Consider the following 14,863-nt stretch of genomic DNA (forward strand, 5'->3'; position numbering starts at 1 on the left):
CCGGCTGACGCCGGGGGGGGGGGCGAGACATCCGGATGCTTTGCGCTATCCTGGGTCGTTGGGACGGCCGACGACGGAGGTGCTTGGCATGGCGGAGGCACGGCTGCTGCTGGAACTGGCGGGGGAGGCAGCACTGCTGCTCTGGGGCCTGCATATGGTCCAGAGCGGGGTTCAGCGGGCCTTCGGCAGCCGGTTGCGACAGGTGCTGGGGGTGGCGCTGGGCAGCCGCGGGCGGGCCTTCCTGGCCGGGCTCGGGGTGACGGCGGCGCTGCAGTCCAGCACGGCGACGGCGCTGATGGTCGGCTCCTTCGCCGCGGCCGGGGCGGTGGGGCTGGCGCCGGCGCTGGCGGCCATGCTGGGCGCCAATGTCGGCACCGCGCTGATCGTGCAGCTGCTGTCCTTCGATGTGACGGCGGTCTTCCCGGCGCTGGTGCTGGCCGGCGTGCTGGCCTTTCGCCGTGGCAAGCGGCAGCAGGTGCGGGACCTCGGGCGGGTCGCCATCGGGCTTGGGCTGATGCTGCTGGCGCTGCACCAGATGGTGGAGACGATGGCGCCGGTGGAGGCTTCCCCCACCCTGCGGGCGCTGCTGGAGGCGGTGGCCGAGTTGCCCCTGCCCAACCTGCTGCTGGCCGCGGTGGTGGCCTGGGCGGCGCACTCCAGCGTGGCGGGGGTATTGTTCGTCGCCGGGCTGGCCGGCAGCGGCGCGGTGACCCCGGAGGCCTCGATCGCCATGGTGCTCGGGGCCAATCTCGGCAGCGCGCTGAACCCGCTGCTGGAGGCGGGTGGCGACCGGGAGGATGCGGCGCGGCTGCGGGTGCCGGCGGGCAATCTCATCAACCGTCTGGTCGGCTGCGCGGTGGTGCTGGCGCTGCTGCCGCAGGCGACGGGCTGGCTGCTGGCGCTGGACGCCGCGCCGGCCCGGCTGGTGGCCAATGCGCATCTCGCCTTCAACCTGGCGACCGGGGTGCTGGCGCTGCCGCTGCTGCCGGGCCTTGCGGCCCTGGTGCGGCGGCTGCTGCCGGAACGCGATGCCGCGGCCGATGCGGCGGCGCCGCGCTACCTGGACGAGGCGGCGCTGGAGACACCCTCCGTCGCCCTGGCCAATGGCGCACGCGAGGTACTGCGGATGGCCGACCAGCTGGAGGCGATGCTGAAGGGCTCGGCCGAAGCCTTCCGCGGGCATGACCGGGAGGCGACGCGGGTCATCAGCCGGATGGACGACGTGGTCGACCGGCTGCACCGGGCGGTGCATGGCTACCTCGCCCGCATCCCGCAGGAGGCGCTGGGCGAGGAGGAGCGGCGGCGGCTGGCCGAGGTGCAGGCCTTCGCCATCGCGCTGGAACATGCCGCCGATGTGGTGGAGCGCGACCTGGTGCGGCATGCGGCCAAGCGGCTGCGGCGCGGCGTGGCGCTGGGGGCGGAGCCGGCGCGGGAGATCGCGGCGCTGCACGGGACCTTGCTGGACCAGCTCCGGCTGGCGATCGCGGTCTTCATGATGGAGGACGCCGAGGCGGCGCGGCGGCTGGTGCGCGGCAAGGAAGGGCTGCGGGCGGCGGAGCGCGATGCGGCGCGGCGGCTGGCCGAGGATGGCGCGTTGAGCGCGGCCGAGGGCGGCGGGGCGGCCGGGCTGCTGCTGGATGCGGTGCGGGACCTGCGGCGGGTCGGCGGCCATCTGGCCGTGGTGGCGCATCCGTTGCTGGAACGCCGGGGGGAGTTGCTGGCCAGCCGCCTGGCATTGGCCGAGGATGTGGGGGCGGAGGAGGATGCGGGGGCACCGGAGGGCTGCTAATCTCCCGTCAAAGGGAGCCTCAAGCCATGGATGCCATCACCCAGCCGCCTATCATCGCCCTGCACCCCGAGGATGGCGTCGTCATCGCCCGGCAGGTGCTGCCGCCGGGAACGCCGGTCGCGCCGAACGTGGTCGCCACCGCGCGCATCCCGGCCGGGCACAAGGTGGCGGTGCGCTTCCATGCGCCGGGCGAGGCAGTGAAGCGCTACGGCCAGATCATCGGCTTCACCACGGAGCCGGTCTCGCCCGGGCAGTGGGTGCATACCCACAACCTGGCGATGGGCGACTTTTCCCGCGACTATGCCTGGGGCGTGGATGCGAAGCCGACCGACTATGCCGCCGAGCCGGCGACCTTCCAGGGCATCCGCCGGGCGGATGGGCGGGTCGCCACGCGGAATTACATCGGCATCGTCACCAGCGTGAATTGCTCGGCGCATGTGGCGGAGCTGATCGCCCAGGCCTTCCGCCGCAACCCGCTGACCGGTGAGGACCCGCTGGCGGAATGGCCGAACGTCGACGGCGTGGTGGCGCTGACCCACAAGACCGGCTGCGGCATGACCCAGGGCGAGCCGCTGACCCTGCTGCGGCGGACCCTCGGCGGCTTCGCCCGGCATGCCAATTTCAGCAACGTCATCGCCATCGGCCTGGGCTGCGAGGTCAACCAGATCGGTGGGCTGCTGGATGAGCAGAAGCTCTCCGGCCGGCTCCGCAACATGGATATCCAGGAGATGGGCGGCACGCGGAAGACCGTGCAGGCCGGGATCGACTTCGTGCGCGAGGTGGTGGCCGAGGCGAACCAAGTGAAGCGCACGACGGTGCCGGTGAGCGAGTTGTGCGTGGCGCTGCAATGCGGTGGCTCGGATGGGTATTCGGGGATCACGGCGAATGTGGCGCTCGGCGTCGCCAGCGACCTGGTGGTGCGGAACGGCGGCACGGTGATCCTGAGCGAGAGCCCGGAGACCTATGGCGCCGAGCACCTGCTGACGCGGCGGGCGGTGAGCCCTGCGGTCGGCCAGAAGCTGGTCGACGTGATGCATTGGTGGGAAGCCTATTGCGCGCGCGAGGGGGCGGAGATGGATGCCAATCCGTCGCCGGGCAACAAGCTGGGGGGGCTGACGACCATCCTCGAGAAGTCGCTGGGTGCCATGGCCAAGGGTGGCTCGACCAACCTGGTGGATGTGGTGCGCTATGCGGAGCCGGTCACCGCGAAGGGCTTCGTCTTCATGGATACGCCGGGCTACGACCCGGTGGCGGCGACCGGGCAGGTGGCGGGCGGCGCCAATTTGCTCTGCTTCACCACCGGGCGGGGCAGCGTCTTCGGCTGCAAGCCGACACCCTCGATCAAGCTGGCGACCAATTCGGTCATGTACGAACGGATGTCCGACGACATGGACATCAACTGCGGCACCATCGTCACCGGCGAGGAGACGGTGCAGCAGGTCGGCGAGCGGATCTTCCAGCAGATGCTGCGGACCGCGAGCGGCGAGCGGACGAAAAGCGAGAGCTTCGATTTCGGTGCGGCGGAGTTCGCGCCCTGGGTTCTCGGTGCCACGATGTAGCATCACGAATGTCACAGGTGGGGCGGGCGCGCCCCATTTCCGCCTCATTTGAATGGCGGCGCTCACAAAATTTTGTATATTCCATGCGATATCGCATCGCATGGGAGATCCTGGCTTGGCTGCACCGCCTCCTTCCCAAGGCCCTTTCCGGCGTACTTGGCGCATGGCCCGCGGCTGGTACGCCTCCGAGGAGCGTCGCGTTGCCTGGGGGCTGACCGCCGCCACGCTGGTCCTGACCCTGGCGCAGATCGGCACGCAGCTGCGGCTGAATCTCTGGCACAGGGACTTCTTCAATGCGCTGGAGCAGCGCGACCCGGTGCAGAGCAGCGGTCAGGTCGGGCTGTTCCTGCTGCTGGCGGGGCTGAGCATGGCGATCGCGGTGTCGCAGCTCTGGGCCCGCCAGATGCTGGCGCTGCGCTGGCGCCGCTGGCTGGTCCACCATCTGCAGGAACGCTGGCTGGCGGATGCCTGTCACTACCGGATGGGGCTGCTGCCCGATGCCGCCGACAATCCGGACCAGCGGATCAGCGAGAATACCCGCTGGGCGACCGTCATGGCGGTCGATCTGGCGACCGGGCTGCTGCATGCGGTGCTGACCCTGGTCTCCTTCGCCGGCGTGCTCTGGGTATTGTCGAGCGTTGTACGGCTGGGCGGCGTCGCGGTGCCGGGCAGCCTGGTGCTGGTGGCGGTGTTCTATGCGCTGGCGGGCGGGGTGCTGACCTGGCTGATCGGCCGGCCGCTGGTCGATATCAATATCCGCCGCAACCAGACCGAATCCGACCATCGCTTCGCCCTGGTGCGCCTGCGCGAAAGCGCCGAGGCGGTGGCACTGATCCGCGGCGGGCCGGATGAGGCGGTCGGGCTGCGCGGCGCCTTCGCCCGGGTGGTCGGCACGATGCACCAGCTGCTGCGGACCGAGCGGCAGCTGATGTGGCTGGGCTCGGGCTACGGGATGGTCGCCGCGGTGGTGCCGCTGCTGCTGGCGAGCCCGGTCTATTTCGCCGGGGCGCTGACGCTCGGCACGCTGATGCAACTGGCCCAGGCCTTCGTCGAGGTGGTGAAGTCGCTGTCCTGGTTCCAGGAGAACTGGCCGCGGCTGGCCGATTGGCGCAGCCATGTGGAGCGGATCGTGGCGCTCGAGGACAGCCTCGACGCGGCCGAGGCGCTGGGCGCCGCGGGCGGCATCGCGGTCGAGGAAGGCGGGGAGGTCCTGGCCTTCGAGGGGCTGTCGCTGCGCGGCCCCGATGGGACGGTGCTGGTGGCCGAGGCCAGCGCGGTGATCCGCGCCGGGCAGCGGGTGCTGATCCAGGGCGAGAGCGGCACCGGCAAGAGCACCCTGTTCCGCGCGGTGGCGGGGCTATGGCCCTGGGGCAGCGGCCGGGTGCGGGCACCGGCCCGGGAGGCCATGATGATCCTGCCGCAGCGGCCCTACCTGCCGCTCGGCACCCTGCGCGAGGCGGTGAGCTATCCGGCACCGGCCGGGGTCTTTCCCGATGCGGCGGTGCAGGCGGCGCTGATCCGCTGCGGCTTGCCGGCCCTGGTCGGGCGGCTGGACGAGGCGGGGCGCTGGGACCGCACCCTCAGCCTGGGCCAGCAGCAGCGGATCGGCTTCGCCCGGCTGCTGCTGCACCGTCCGGCCTGGGTGCTGCTGGACGAGGCGACCTCGGCGTTGGACGAGGTGGGCCAGGCGGCGCTGATGGGCCTCTTCGCGGTGGAGCTGGTGGGCTCGACCCTGGTCTCGATCGGCCACCGGGATGGGCTGGCGCGGCACCACGACCGGGTGCTGCGGCTGGAAGCGGGGCCAGAGGGCGCGCGGATGGTCAGCGGGGCGGTCGTGTCACGGGCGAAGGCGCTGGTGGTGGCGCCGCTGCGGTAGGGGGAGGGAGGCCCCTCCCCCCGCCCTTCGGCTAGAGGTCGACCTTCCCGGTGTGCAGCTTCATCCGCATGTGGTCGGGCACATCCTGCCCGGCATCGACGAAGGCCTTACGCAACGCATTCATGCTGGGGCCGAAGATGCCCTGGCGGTTCTCGCTGCACCATTCGCGGGATTGCAGCGGCATGGTCAGGCTGCCCTGGAAATGCGGCATGACCCAGCGGGCGAAAAGCTCGAAGCTGCGCAGCGTGTCCTCGCGGTTGGCCCATTCATGGGCGCGGAACAGCACCCCGCCGGCCCCTCCCTCGGTGTATTCCAGCAGGCGCTCGATGCCCTTGATGATGGTCTCGGGGCTGCCGACCAGGGTGGTGCCGGCCTTGAGCCCATCGCCGAGCGGATTCTCGCTGCGCATTGGCGGGCGGCCCAGGGTCTCGCTGAAGTAGGACAGCGTCTCCATCCGCTCGCCGCGGGCGACGTCGCGGAAGGCGCGCTCATCCTCCTCGGCGCAATGCATGTTGATGACCAGGCGCCAGCCGTCGCGGTTGAAGGTCTTGCCGTGCTTCTCGGCCTCGGCCTCGCCCTGGCGCCAGTAGTCGGCCAGCTTGGCATTGCCGCCGGGCAGCCCGGCGCCGAGCGAGAGCAGGCCGACGCCGTACTTGCCCGCCGTCTGCACGCCCGACGGCGTGGTGGCCGAGGCCACGGCGATGGGGAAGTGCGGATAGGTATAGGGGGCGAGGTGGAGGCGGGCCTGGTTCAGCTCGAACCAGTCGGTCTTCATCGTCACCGGCTCCTCGCAGGCCAGCAGCTTCATGATGGCGCCGAGGCTCTCATCCATCATCCGGCGCTGATCCTCCGCCTTGATGCCCATCATGTAGGCATCGGAGACCAGGGCGCCGGGGCCGCAGCCGAGCATGGCGCGGCCGCGCGTCATGTGGTCGAGCTGAACGAAGCGCTGCGCCACCAGGAAGGGGTGATGGTAGGGCAGCGAGGTCACGCCGGAGCCGAGCATGATGTGCTTGGTGCGCTCGGCCGCGGCGGCGATGAAGATCTCCGGGCTGGCGATGATCTCCCAGCCGGCCGAATGGTGCTCGCCGATCCAGGCCTCGTCGTAGCCCAGGCTGTCGAGCCAGGAGATCAGCTCGAGGTCGCGGCCCAGCGCCAGGGTCGGGTTGTCGCCCACCCGGTGGAAAGGCGCCAGGAAGATGCCGAAGCGCAGACCGCGATGGGCCATGGGAAGCGTGCCTTTCTTGTCTCGGACCGGAGTATTGCCAGCAGGCTAGGGACCGGATGGGCCGACGGTCAACCGGCCGGTTTGCGCCGGGCGAGCGCGACGCCGAGTGCGGCGAGGCCGGTCCCGGCCCAGGCGAGCGGCGCCATGGACTGGCCGAGGACCACCCAGGCCATGGCCGCGGCCAGCGGCGGCACCAGGAACAGCAGGGCCGAGGCGCGGGCGGCACCACCCGCCCGGATCATCATCAGCAGCAGCGTCGTCGCCACCAGGGAATTGGCGACGACGAGATAGAGCAGCGGCCAGACCAGCCCGGCGGACCAATCCACCCGCATGGTCTCGGTCGCGGCCGCCAGCGGCAGGGTGGCGAGCAGCCCGACGGTATAGAGCACCAGGTTGGAGACCACCGGATGCACCGGTGCCCCGCCCCGGCGTTCCAGCAGGGCGCCGCCGGTCAGGGTGCCCAGGGCCAGCAGGCCGAAGACCAGCCCGAGCCAGCCTTGTGGCCCGAGGGCGCTGCCGCTGAGGATGACCGCGCCGCAGCCGGCCAGGGCGCAGAGCAGTCCGGCCCAGCTATGGGCGCCCACGGCCTCCCCGGTCAGCCAGGGCGCCAGGATGGCGACGATGATCGGCTGCAGGGCCAGGCAGAGCGCCAGCCCGGCCGGCGTCATGCCATGGGCCTGGGCGAGGTTGCAGGCCGCGAAATAGGCGAATTGCACCAGCAGCCCCATGCGCAGCAGGTGCCAGACCACCCGCGCCGGCGGCAGGCCGGGGCGGAGCAGGGCCCAGAGCGGCAGCAGGCCGGCGACCACGATCCCGTAGCGCAGCGCCTGCAGGGTCAGCGGCTCGGCATGGTCGAGCGCCAGCCGGATGGCCGTATAGCCGCCCGACCAGAGAAGCACGAAGATGCCCGGCGCGAGCCGCAGCAGCACGCCGGGTATTGCCGCTACCGCGCGCGGTCCGCGGTGCGGAGGGCGGCGGAGCCGCCGGAAAGGCGGATGCGCGGGCCACCTTCGGCCAGCTTGCCATCCTCGGCGACGCGGAAGACGGAGATGTCCTTCTCCACCATGTTGCCGACGAAGAGCATCCGGCCATCGGCCGAGAAGGCCACCCCCTGGGACCAGGTGCCGACCTGGGCCTCGGACACGACCGAGAGGCGGCCATTCTCGATGCGGAGCATCTTCACCAGGCCATTGCCGGCAAAGGGCGAGCCGGCCGGCTTGTTGGAACCGTTCATGACCGTGACGGCGGCATGGCGGTTGTCCGGGCTGACCTGGATGCCCTCGGGCGTCTGCCCGACGCTGACGGTATCCACCACGCGGAACGGCTCCCGCGTCAGGTCGATGAGGCTGACGGTATCCGCATCCCCGGTGCCGCGGCCGATATTGGCGACCACGGCATTGCGGCCATCGGGCGTGATGGCGAGGCCATAGGGGCGCACGCCGGTGGTGATCTCGCGGTCCAGCTTCACCACGCGGTCGCCGTCGATCTGCAGGACATTGATCGAATGGTCCCCGTAGCGGGTGACCAGGGCATGGCGGCCATCGGGCGTGAAGGCGACATGGGAGACTTCCGAGGACACCGGGCCGATCTCGACCTTGCCATGGCCGGTCACTTGGCCATTGGCGATGCGGTAGATGCTGACCGTGCCCTCCGCGCGGTTGGCGACCAGGGCCATGGTGCCGGCGCGGTTGATCGAGACCCCGGCGGGGCCGGCGCCGGTCGGGAGGGTGGCGGTGACGCGGGGCGGGCTCACGGTCAGGTCGACGACGGCCATGGTCGTGCCGGGCACCAGCTTGCCGGCATCGGCCGGGTCCGCCTTCTGGTTTGCCGTCACCAGGGCCAGGCGTTCATCCGGCGTGATGGCGACCGAGAGCGGCGGGCCGACCACGCTGGTGGGCACGGTGATCTCGGCGCGGACCCTGGGCGGGCTGGCCGCTAGGTCGATGACCGTCAGCGTATCCGGCGCGGGCTCCCGCACCGTGCGGGCATTGCCATTGTCCAAGACTACCTTGTTGTCGTTGACCGAGATCAGCAGTTCGGCCTGGGCGGCGGCCGATTGCAAGGCGATGGCCGCGATGCCGGCCAGCAGCAGATGTTTCACGATTGATGTCTCCCCCGAACCTTATCCGGCGCGGGAGTGTCCGCCGGCCGTTACCGAGGCGCAAGCGAGTGCGGTTGTGGCGCGCCTTGGGCTGGGGCACATGTGCGCAAGGCGCCCTGCCGCTCGGCGGGTCGCGCAGCGGAGGTCTGGCTGGCATGGCGATCGAGAGCCGCGGGAAGGCACCCTGGCGCGGAATATTGCGCCGGATGCGGCAGGGGACCGAAGCCGCGGCGCAAGTGCTGGCCCCGCCGGTCCCGGGCCGTCAGCCCCAGGCCTATTGCTACCTGGGTGACGGCCGCGCCGTGGCCTTGACCCATCGCGGGCAGAAGATCTTCCTGGATACCCGCGACCTCGGCCTGACCCCGCATATCGCCACCTACGGCGTCTGGGAAGCCGATGTGGAAGCCGTGCTGGTACGCCTGCTAAGGCCCGGGCATATCGTCGCGGAGGTGGGGGCCAATATGGGCTACCATACCCTGGCGATGGCCGAGGCCATCGGTCCGGCCGGGCATATCGACAGCTTCGAGGCCAATCCTGCGGTGCTGCCGCTGCTGCGGGCGACGCTGGCGGTGAATGGGCTCGCTGGCCTGGTCACGTTGCATCCGGTGGCCGCCCTGGATGCGCCCGGGCTGGTGGAGTTCACCAGCGACCCCGACCATATCGGCAGCGGCCATCTCGCCCTGGAGGGTGAGACCGCGAATTACTCCCGCCGGGCCCGGGTGCCGGCGGTAACGCTGGACGGGGCATTGGCTGCGGTCCCGGCGCTGGACCTGTTGCGGATGGACGCGGAAGGATCGGAGCCGCAGATCCTGCGTGGTGCCCTGGCGCTGCTGATGCGCTCACCCGATCTGCGCATCGTTACCGAATGGTCGGCGCCCATGATGGCGGTCCGCAGCGATCTGCAGGCGCTGGTCCACTGGCTGCACGAGGAGTTGGACTTCAGCTTCTGGCGGATCGGCAGCGCGGGCGCGCTGGACCCCGTGTCCGTGGAGGCATTGCCGGGACTGCCGCATGGAGAGGTGGTGATGGCCCGGCAACAGCCGGGCTGACGGCATGAAAAAGGCGGCAGGTTGCCCTGCCGCCTGATCACCGATGCCTGTGGAGCCGGCCTCAGCCGGCTTCGGCTTCGTCCGCTTCCGGGGCGCGTTCCATCTTCGGGCCGCTGTCCAGGCCCTTGGCGGCCGGGTCACGGTCGATCAGCTCGATCACCGCCATGGTCGCGGCATCGCCATAGCGGATGCCGGCCTTGAGCACGCGGGTGTAGCCGCCAGCCCGGGTCTTGTAGCGATCGGCGATGGTCGTGAACAACTTGTCCACCACCTTCTCGTCCATGATCTGGGCATAGGCCTGGCGCCGCGCATGCAGGCCGCCACGCTTGCCGAGGGTGATGATCCGCTCCACGTAGGGACGCAGTTCCTTCGCCTTGGGCAGGGTGGTGGTGATCTGCTCGTGCTTCAGCAGGCTGGTCGCCATGTTGCGGAACATGGCGAGCCGGTGGGTAGAGGTGACGTTGAGCTTCCGCCCCGCCATTCCGTGACGCATGGTACTGGTTTCCCTGGGTTGACGAGGAGGCTAGAACGGCTCTTCCAGCTTCTTCGCCAGATCTTCGATGTTTTCCGGCGGCCAACCGGTCACGGTCAGGCCGAGCCCGAGGCCCATGGAAGCAAGCACTTCCTTGATCTCGTTCAGCGACTTGCGGCCGAAGTTCGGGGTCCGCAGCATTTCCTGCTCGGTCTTCTGAACGAGATCGCCGATGTAGACGATGTTGTCGTTCTTCAGGCAGTTCGCGGAACGGACGGAGAGCTCGAGCTCGTCGACCTTGCGCAGCAGGTTGCGGTTGAAGGGCAGGTCGTCACGCTCTTCCTCGACCTTCCGCTCGCGCGGCTCGTCGAAGTTGATGAAGAGCTGCAGCTGGTCCTGCAGGATACGGGCGGCGAGTGCCACCGCATCCTCGGGCGCCACCGTGCCGTCGGTTTCGACGGTCATGACGAGCTTGTCGTAGTCCGTCACCTGGCCGACGCGGGTCGGCTCGACGCGATAGGCCACGCGGCGCACCGGCGAGTAGATGGCATCGATCGGGATCAGCCCGATCGGGGCATCTTCCGGCCGGTTCATCACGGCAGGGACGTAGCCCTTGCCGGTGCCAACGGTGAATTCCATCGACAGCTTGGCGCCGTCGTCGAGCGTGCAGATCACCAGATCGGGGTTGGCGATCTCGATGTCGCCGGTCGTCTGGATCTGGCCGGCGGTGACCTCGCCGGGGCCGGTCGCAGTGAGCTGGAGGCGCTTCGGCCCCTCGCCCTGCATCCGGATGGCCAGCTGCTTCACGTTCAGCACGAGATCGGTCACGTCCTCGCGGACGCCCTGGATGCTGCTGAATTCATGCAGCACGCCGTCGATGCGCAGCGCCGTGACCGCCGCCCCCTGGAGGGACGACAGCAGCACGCGACGGATCGCATTGCCGAGCGTCATGCCGAAGCCGCGCTCCAGCGGTTCGGCGACGATGGTCGCCGTGCGGTCGGGGTCGGCTCCGACCTCCACACCCAGCTTCTCGGGCCGGATGAGCGACCGCCAATTCCTCTCGATCACGAGCAGTCTCCTAGGCCAGCCACACGAAACACCAGACGCGTCAGGTCAGACGCGACGACGCTTGCGCGGGCGGCAGCCGTTGTGCGGAATGGGCGTCACGTCCCGGATGGCGGTGACGTAGAAACCGACCGCCTGCAGGGCGCGGAGCGCCGATTCACGGCCCGAACCGGGGCCGCTCACCATGATCTCCAGCTGCTCCATCCCGTGTTCGCGGGCCTTGCGGCCAGCGTCCTCGGCCGCGACCTGCGCCGCATAGGGGGTGGACTTCCGGCTGCCCTTGAAGCCCTGGCTGCCGGAGGACGACCAGGCAATGGCATTGCCCTGGGCATCCGTGATGGTCACGATGGTATTGTTGAAGGAGGCGAGCACATGGGCCACGCCGGAAGAGATGTTCTTCCGTTCCTTCTTGCGGGGCGCGCGGGCGCCCTTGGGATCGCGGGCCATATTACTTCGTCACCTTCTTCTTGCCGGCAATCGCCACCGCCTTGCCCTTGCGGGTCCGGGCATTGGTATGCGTGCGCTGACCACGGACCGGGAGGCCCCGACGATGGCGCAGACCGCGGTAGCAGGCCATGTCCATCAGCCGCTTGATGTTCATCGCCACTTCACGACGGAGGTCACCCTCGACGCGGTACTCACGGTCGATCAGCTCACGGATGCGGAGAATTTCCTCATCCGTCAGCTGGTTGACGCGACGGTCCTCGGGGATGCCGAGCTTGCTGCAGATCTCGACCGCGTTCTTCGGGCCGATGCCGTAGATATAGCGCAGCGAGATTTGCACGCGCTTATTCGTGGGGATATTCACTCCGGCGATGCGCGCCACTGCTCAGCTCCTGGAGCCTGTCGCTCCTGCTCTCGCCGAAAGTGGCGTGAGCCACCCGCGACGACATGATCAACCCAAATGATGCCATAGACGAAAGCGCAGCCGGGAATGCCCGGAAGGCTTCCGCTGACCGCGAGGGGTGCGGACTATACCGCGACCCCTTGCGAGTCAACCCTTGGCATCAATCCGTCTTCGGCACCGGACCGAGGATCGCTTCCACCTGGGACGCGACCTCGTTCATTTCAGCCATGCCGTCCACCACCCGGAGTATCCCCTGGGCGGCATAGTAAGGCAGCAAGGGTGCCGTCTGGCGGTGATAGGCATCAAGCCTCGCCGCCACCAGCTCCGCCTTGTCGTCGGCACGCCGGGTGAAACCGGCACTGCCGCAGATATCGCAAACCCCGGCCTTGGCTGGAGGCTTGAAGTGGTCGTGGTAGCCCTCGCCACACTTGGAGCAGGTGAAGCGTCCGGCGATCCGGTCGACCAGCGCCGCATCATCCACCTGCAGCTCGATTACATGATGCAAGGGCATGGATTTGCCCTTGAGCACCAGGTCCAGCGCTTCCGCCTGCGGCACGGTCCGGGGGAAGCCGTCCAGGATGAACCCCTGGGCGACGTCTGGCAGAGCCACCCGGGCGGCCAGCATGGCGATGATGATGGCATCGGGGACCAACTCACCACGTTCCATGATGGCCTTGGCCTGCTGGCCAATCTCGCTGCCGGAGCGCACTTCGGCCCGCAGCATATCCCCGGTGGAGATCTGCTTCAGACCGTAGCGGTCCTCGAGACGTTTGGCCTGGGTGCCTTTACCGGCCCCTGGCGGACCCAGCAGGATCAGGTTCATCGGTCGTTCCCCCATGCACGTCGCGGCCTTCGCCGCTGCTTCAACCCGTTGCAGCGCCTCAACGTGGCCGCGGCGAACCGCGACCGCCCAGCCGCGCCTTGCGGATCAGGCCTTCATACTGATGGGCGAAGAGATGCGACTGCACCTGCGCCACCGTATCCATCGTAACGGAAACGATGATCAGCAGCGAGGTCCCTCCGAAGTAGAAAGGGACGCCATAGTTGCTGATGAGCAATTCGGGCAGGATGCACACGAGGCAGAGGTAGAGGGCACCGACGCCGGTCAGCCGCGTCAGAACCCGGTCAAAATAATCCGCGGTATGCTGGCCGGGCCGGATACCCGGGACGAAACCGCCGTATTTCTTCAGGTTGTCCGCCGTCTCGACCGGGTTGAAGACCACGGCGGTATAGAAGAAGGCGAAGAAGATGATCAGGGCCATGTACAAGGCCATGTACAGGGGCTGACCATGGGCCAGGGCATTGGTGATGGTGCTGAGCCAACCCTCCGCATTCGGGTCCGCGGCGAAGCCGGCCACCGTCGCAGGCAGCAGCAGCAGGGAGGATGCGAAGATAGGCGGGATGACGCCGGCGGTATTCAACTTCAGCGGCAAGTGCGTGTTCTCGCCGCCGAACATCCGGTTGCCGACCTGGCGCTTCGGATACTGCACCGGAATGCGCCGCTGCGCCCGTTCCACGAAGACCACCAGGGCGATGACGCCGAGCGCGATCAGCAAGAAGAAGATGATGAAGAAGGTCGAGAGCGCACCGGTCCGGCCAAGCTCGAGCGTCGCCACCAGGGCATGCGGCAGATTGGCGACGATGCCGGCGAAGATGATCAACGAAATGCCGTTTCCGACCCCGCGGGCGGTGATCTGCTCACCCAACCACATCAGGAACATGGTTCCACCAACCAGCGTAATGACGCAGGAGATGCGGAAGAACATCCCGGGATCGCCCACAGCGGGCCCGAAATTGCCCCGCATGCTCTCGAGGCCGACCGCAATGCCCCAGGCCTGGAAGATGGCAATCAGCACCGTCAGGTAACGGGTATACTGGTTGATCTTCTTCCGGCCCGACTCGCCTTCCTTTTTCAAGGTCTCGAGTGCCGGAACGGCCGCCGTCATCAACTGGATGATAATGCTGGCCGAGATATACGGCATAATGTTCAGGGCAAAGACCGTCATCCGGCCCAGCGCGCCACCGGTGAACATATCGAACATGCCGAGAATGCCACCGCCGTGCTGGCGAAGGATCTCGCCCATGACGGCAGCATCGACTCCGGGCACCGGCACATAAGTACCGATCCGATAGACGATCAATGCACCGAGGGTGAACCAGAGGCGCTTCTTCAATTCGGTGGCCTTGGACAGGACACCGAGATTGAGATTGGCCGCAAGCTGTTCCGCTGCGGAGGCCATGGACCCTATACCCTCCTCACGACAGCGGCGCCCCCAACCGAGAGGAAACCCCTCGGCCTGGCGCCGCAGCCACGAACCTTTCCCTAGGTAGCGACCGTCCGGTGGCCCGACAAGCCTTCCGGACGGCAAGCATCATGCTTCGGCGGAAGCTTCTTCCACCTTGGGCGCAACCAGCAGGGTAATGGTCCCGCCTGCCGCCTGCACCGCAGCCACCGCCGAAGCGGAAGCGCCGGAGACGGTGATGGTCACCGCCTTGGTCAGCGTGCCGTGGCCCAGCAAGCGGATGCCGGCCAGCTTGGTACCGGCACGAACGATGCCGGCAGCCCGCAGCGAGGCCTCGTCGATCGGCTCACCGGCCGGCAGCCGGCCTTCGTCGATCGCCTTCTCCAGTGCAGACAGGTTCAGTGGGGCATATTCCTTGCGGAAGATGTTCACGAACCCACGCTTCGGCATCCGGCGATAGATCGGCAGCTGACCGCCTTCGAAGCCGTTGAGCGCCACGCCCGAACGGGCCTTCTGGCCCTTCACACCCTTGCCGGAAGTCTTGCCCTTGCCGGAGCCGATGCCGCGGCCGAGGCGCTTCGACTTGTAGCGCGCGCCGTCGTTGTCGCGCAGTTCATTCAGTTTCATGGCGCGG

Annotated in this window: 14 protein-coding genes; 4 read left to right on the forward strand and 10 right to left on the reverse strand. The window is 68.6% G+C overall.

Going from position 1 to position 14,863, the window contains the following annotated elements; genetic code table 11:
• The first annotated feature begins 88 nt into the window (after positions 1 to 88).
• The 3 genes from AC0IW9_RS02730 (at position 89) to AC0IW9_RS02740 (ending at position 5,224) form a co-directional block, all read left to right on the forward strand.
• Complete coding sequence (locus AC0IW9_RS02730) at positions 89 to 1,789, forward strand: Na/Pi cotransporter family protein (protein ID WP_471646670.1); 1,701 nt, start codon at positions 89 to 91, stop codon at positions 1,787 to 1,789.
• A gap of 26 nt (positions 1,790 to 1,815) precedes the next feature.
• Positions 1,816 to 3,348, forward strand: coding sequence for a UxaA family hydrolase (locus tag AC0IW9_RS02735; protein ID WP_471646671.1), 1,533 nt, complete (start codon positions 1,816 to 1,818; stop codon positions 3,346 to 3,348).
• A gap of 163 nt (positions 3,349 to 3,511) precedes the next feature.
• A complete protein-coding gene (locus AC0IW9_RS02740) occupies positions 3,512 to 5,224 on the forward strand; it encodes an ABC transporter ATP-binding protein/permease (protein ID WP_471646672.1) in 1,713 nt (570 codons plus the stop codon).
• A gap of 31 nt (positions 5,225 to 5,255) precedes the next feature.
• Here AC0IW9_RS02740 and AC0IW9_RS02745 read toward each other — a convergent pair whose 3' ends face one another.
• The 3 genes from AC0IW9_RS02745 to AC0IW9_RS02755 form a co-directional block, all read right to left on the reverse strand.
• Positions 5,256 to 6,452 (reverse strand): LLM class flavin-dependent oxidoreductase, encoded by a 1,197-nt coding sequence (locus AC0IW9_RS02745; protein WP_471646673.1) that lies wholly within the window; start codon positions 6,450 to 6,452, stop codon positions 5,256 to 5,258.
• Positions 6,453 to 6,520: 68 nt separating this feature from the next.
• The gene (locus AC0IW9_RS02750) at positions 6,521 to 7,381 is read right to left on the reverse strand and encodes a DMT family transporter (protein WP_471646674.1); all 861 of its coding nucleotides are present in this window, start codon (positions 7,379 to 7,381) and stop codon (positions 6,521 to 6,523) included.
• Between the two features lie 14 nt (positions 7,382 to 7,395).
• A complete protein-coding gene (locus AC0IW9_RS02755) occupies positions 7,396 to 8,553 on the reverse strand; it encodes a lactonase family protein (protein ID WP_471646675.1) in 1,158 nt (385 codons plus the stop codon).
• A gap of 155 nt (positions 8,554 to 8,708) precedes the next feature.
• Here AC0IW9_RS02755 and AC0IW9_RS02760 point away from each other — a divergent pair, with 155 nt between their 5' ends.
• Positions 8,709 to 9,602: an FkbM family methyltransferase gene (locus AC0IW9_RS02760; RefSeq protein ID WP_471646676.1), complete on the forward strand. Its 894-nt coding sequence runs from the start codon at positions 8,709 to 8,711 to the stop codon at positions 9,600 to 9,602.
• A gap of 61 nt (positions 9,603 to 9,663) precedes the next feature.
• Here AC0IW9_RS02760 and rplQ read toward each other — a convergent pair whose 3' ends face one another.
• From rplQ to rplO, 7 genes are all read right to left on the reverse strand, one after another.
• Positions 9,664 to 10,095, reverse strand: coding sequence for a 50S ribosomal protein L17 (gene rplQ / locus AC0IW9_RS02765; protein ID WP_471646677.1), 432 nt, complete (start codon positions 10,093 to 10,095; stop codon positions 9,664 to 9,666).
• Between the two features lie 30 nt (positions 10,096 to 10,125).
• Positions 10,126 to 11,148: a DNA-directed RNA polymerase subunit alpha gene (locus AC0IW9_RS02770; protein ID WP_377754817.1), complete on the reverse strand. Its 1,023-nt coding sequence runs from the start codon at positions 11,146 to 11,148 to the stop codon at positions 10,126 to 10,128.
• A 39-nt stretch (positions 11,149 to 11,187) separates the two neighbouring features.
• Positions 11,188 to 11,586 carry a 30S ribosomal protein S11 gene (gene rpsK / locus AC0IW9_RS02775; RefSeq protein WP_471646678.1) on the reverse strand — a complete coding sequence of 133 codons (399 nt, stop codon included), beginning with the start codon at positions 11,584 to 11,586 and terminating at the stop codon, positions 11,188 to 11,190.
• A gap of 1 nt (position 11,587) precedes the next feature.
• Positions 11,588 to 11,965 carry a 30S ribosomal protein S13 gene (gene rpsM, locus AC0IW9_RS02780; protein WP_290317027.1) on the reverse strand — a complete coding sequence of 126 codons (378 nt, stop codon included), beginning with the start codon at positions 11,963 to 11,965 and terminating at the stop codon, positions 11,588 to 11,590.
• A 181-nt stretch (positions 11,966 to 12,146) separates the two neighbouring features.
• The gene (locus tag AC0IW9_RS02785) at positions 12,147 to 12,809 is read right to left on the reverse strand and encodes an adenylate kinase (protein WP_471646679.1); all 663 of its coding nucleotides are present in this window, start codon (positions 12,807 to 12,809) and stop codon (positions 12,147 to 12,149) included.
• A 58-nt stretch (positions 12,810 to 12,867) separates the two neighbouring features.
• Positions 12,868 to 14,226, reverse strand: a complete 1,359-nt coding sequence (gene secY / locus AC0IW9_RS02790) for a preprotein translocase subunit SecY (protein WP_471646680.1) — start codon at positions 14,224 to 14,226, stop codon at positions 12,868 to 12,870.
• Between the two features lie 132 nt (positions 14,227 to 14,358).
• The gene (gene rplO / locus AC0IW9_RS02795; RefSeq protein ID WP_471646681.1) at positions 14,359 to 14,856 is read right to left on the reverse strand and encodes a 50S ribosomal protein L15; all 498 of its coding nucleotides are present in this window, start codon (positions 14,854 to 14,856) and stop codon (positions 14,359 to 14,361) included.
• Positions 14,857 to 14,863 lie beyond the last annotated feature (7 nt).

Source organism: Belnapia sp. AC561 (genome assembly GCF_979252845.1).

Bases quoted from the DNA above. Each gene is read 5' to 3' on its own strand.
- rplO (WP_471646681.1), bottom strand. From the start codon at position 14,856: ATGAAACTGAATGAACTGCGCGACAACGACGGCGCGCGCTACAAGTCG.
- AC0IW9_RS02745 (WP_471646673.1), bottom strand. From the start codon at position 6,452: ATGGCCCATCGCGGTCTGCGCTTCGGCATCTTCCTGGCGCCTTTCCAC.
- secY (WP_471646680.1), bottom strand. From the start codon at position 14,226: ATGGCCTCCGCAGCGGAACAGCTTGCGGCCAATCTCAATCTCGGTGTC.
- AC0IW9_RS02785 (WP_471646679.1), bottom strand. From the start codon at position 12,809: ATGAACCTGATCCTGCTGGGTCCGCCAGGGGCCGGTAAAGGCACCCAG.
- rpsK (WP_471646678.1), bottom strand. From the start codon at position 11,586: ATGGCCCGCGATCCCAAGGGCGCCCGCGCGCCCCGCAAGAAGGAACGG.
- AC0IW9_RS02740 (WP_471646672.1), top strand. From the start codon at position 3,512: ATGGCCCGCGGCTGGTACGCCTCCGAGGAGCGTCGCGTTGCCTGGGGG.
- AC0IW9_RS02730 (WP_471646670.1), top strand. From the start codon at position 89: ATGGCGGAGGCACGGCTGCTGCTGGAACTGGCGGGGGAGGCAGCACTG.
- AC0IW9_RS02735 (WP_471646671.1), top strand. From the start codon at position 1,816: ATGGATGCCATCACCCAGCCGCCTATCATCGCCCTGCACCCCGAGGAT.
- AC0IW9_RS02760 (WP_471646676.1), top strand. From the start codon at position 8,709: ATGGCGATCGAGAGCCGCGGGAAGGCACCCTGGCGCGGAATATTGCGC.
- rplQ (WP_471646677.1), bottom strand. From the start codon at position 10,095: ATGCGTCACGGAATGGCGGGGCGGAAGCTCAACGTCACCTCTACCCAC.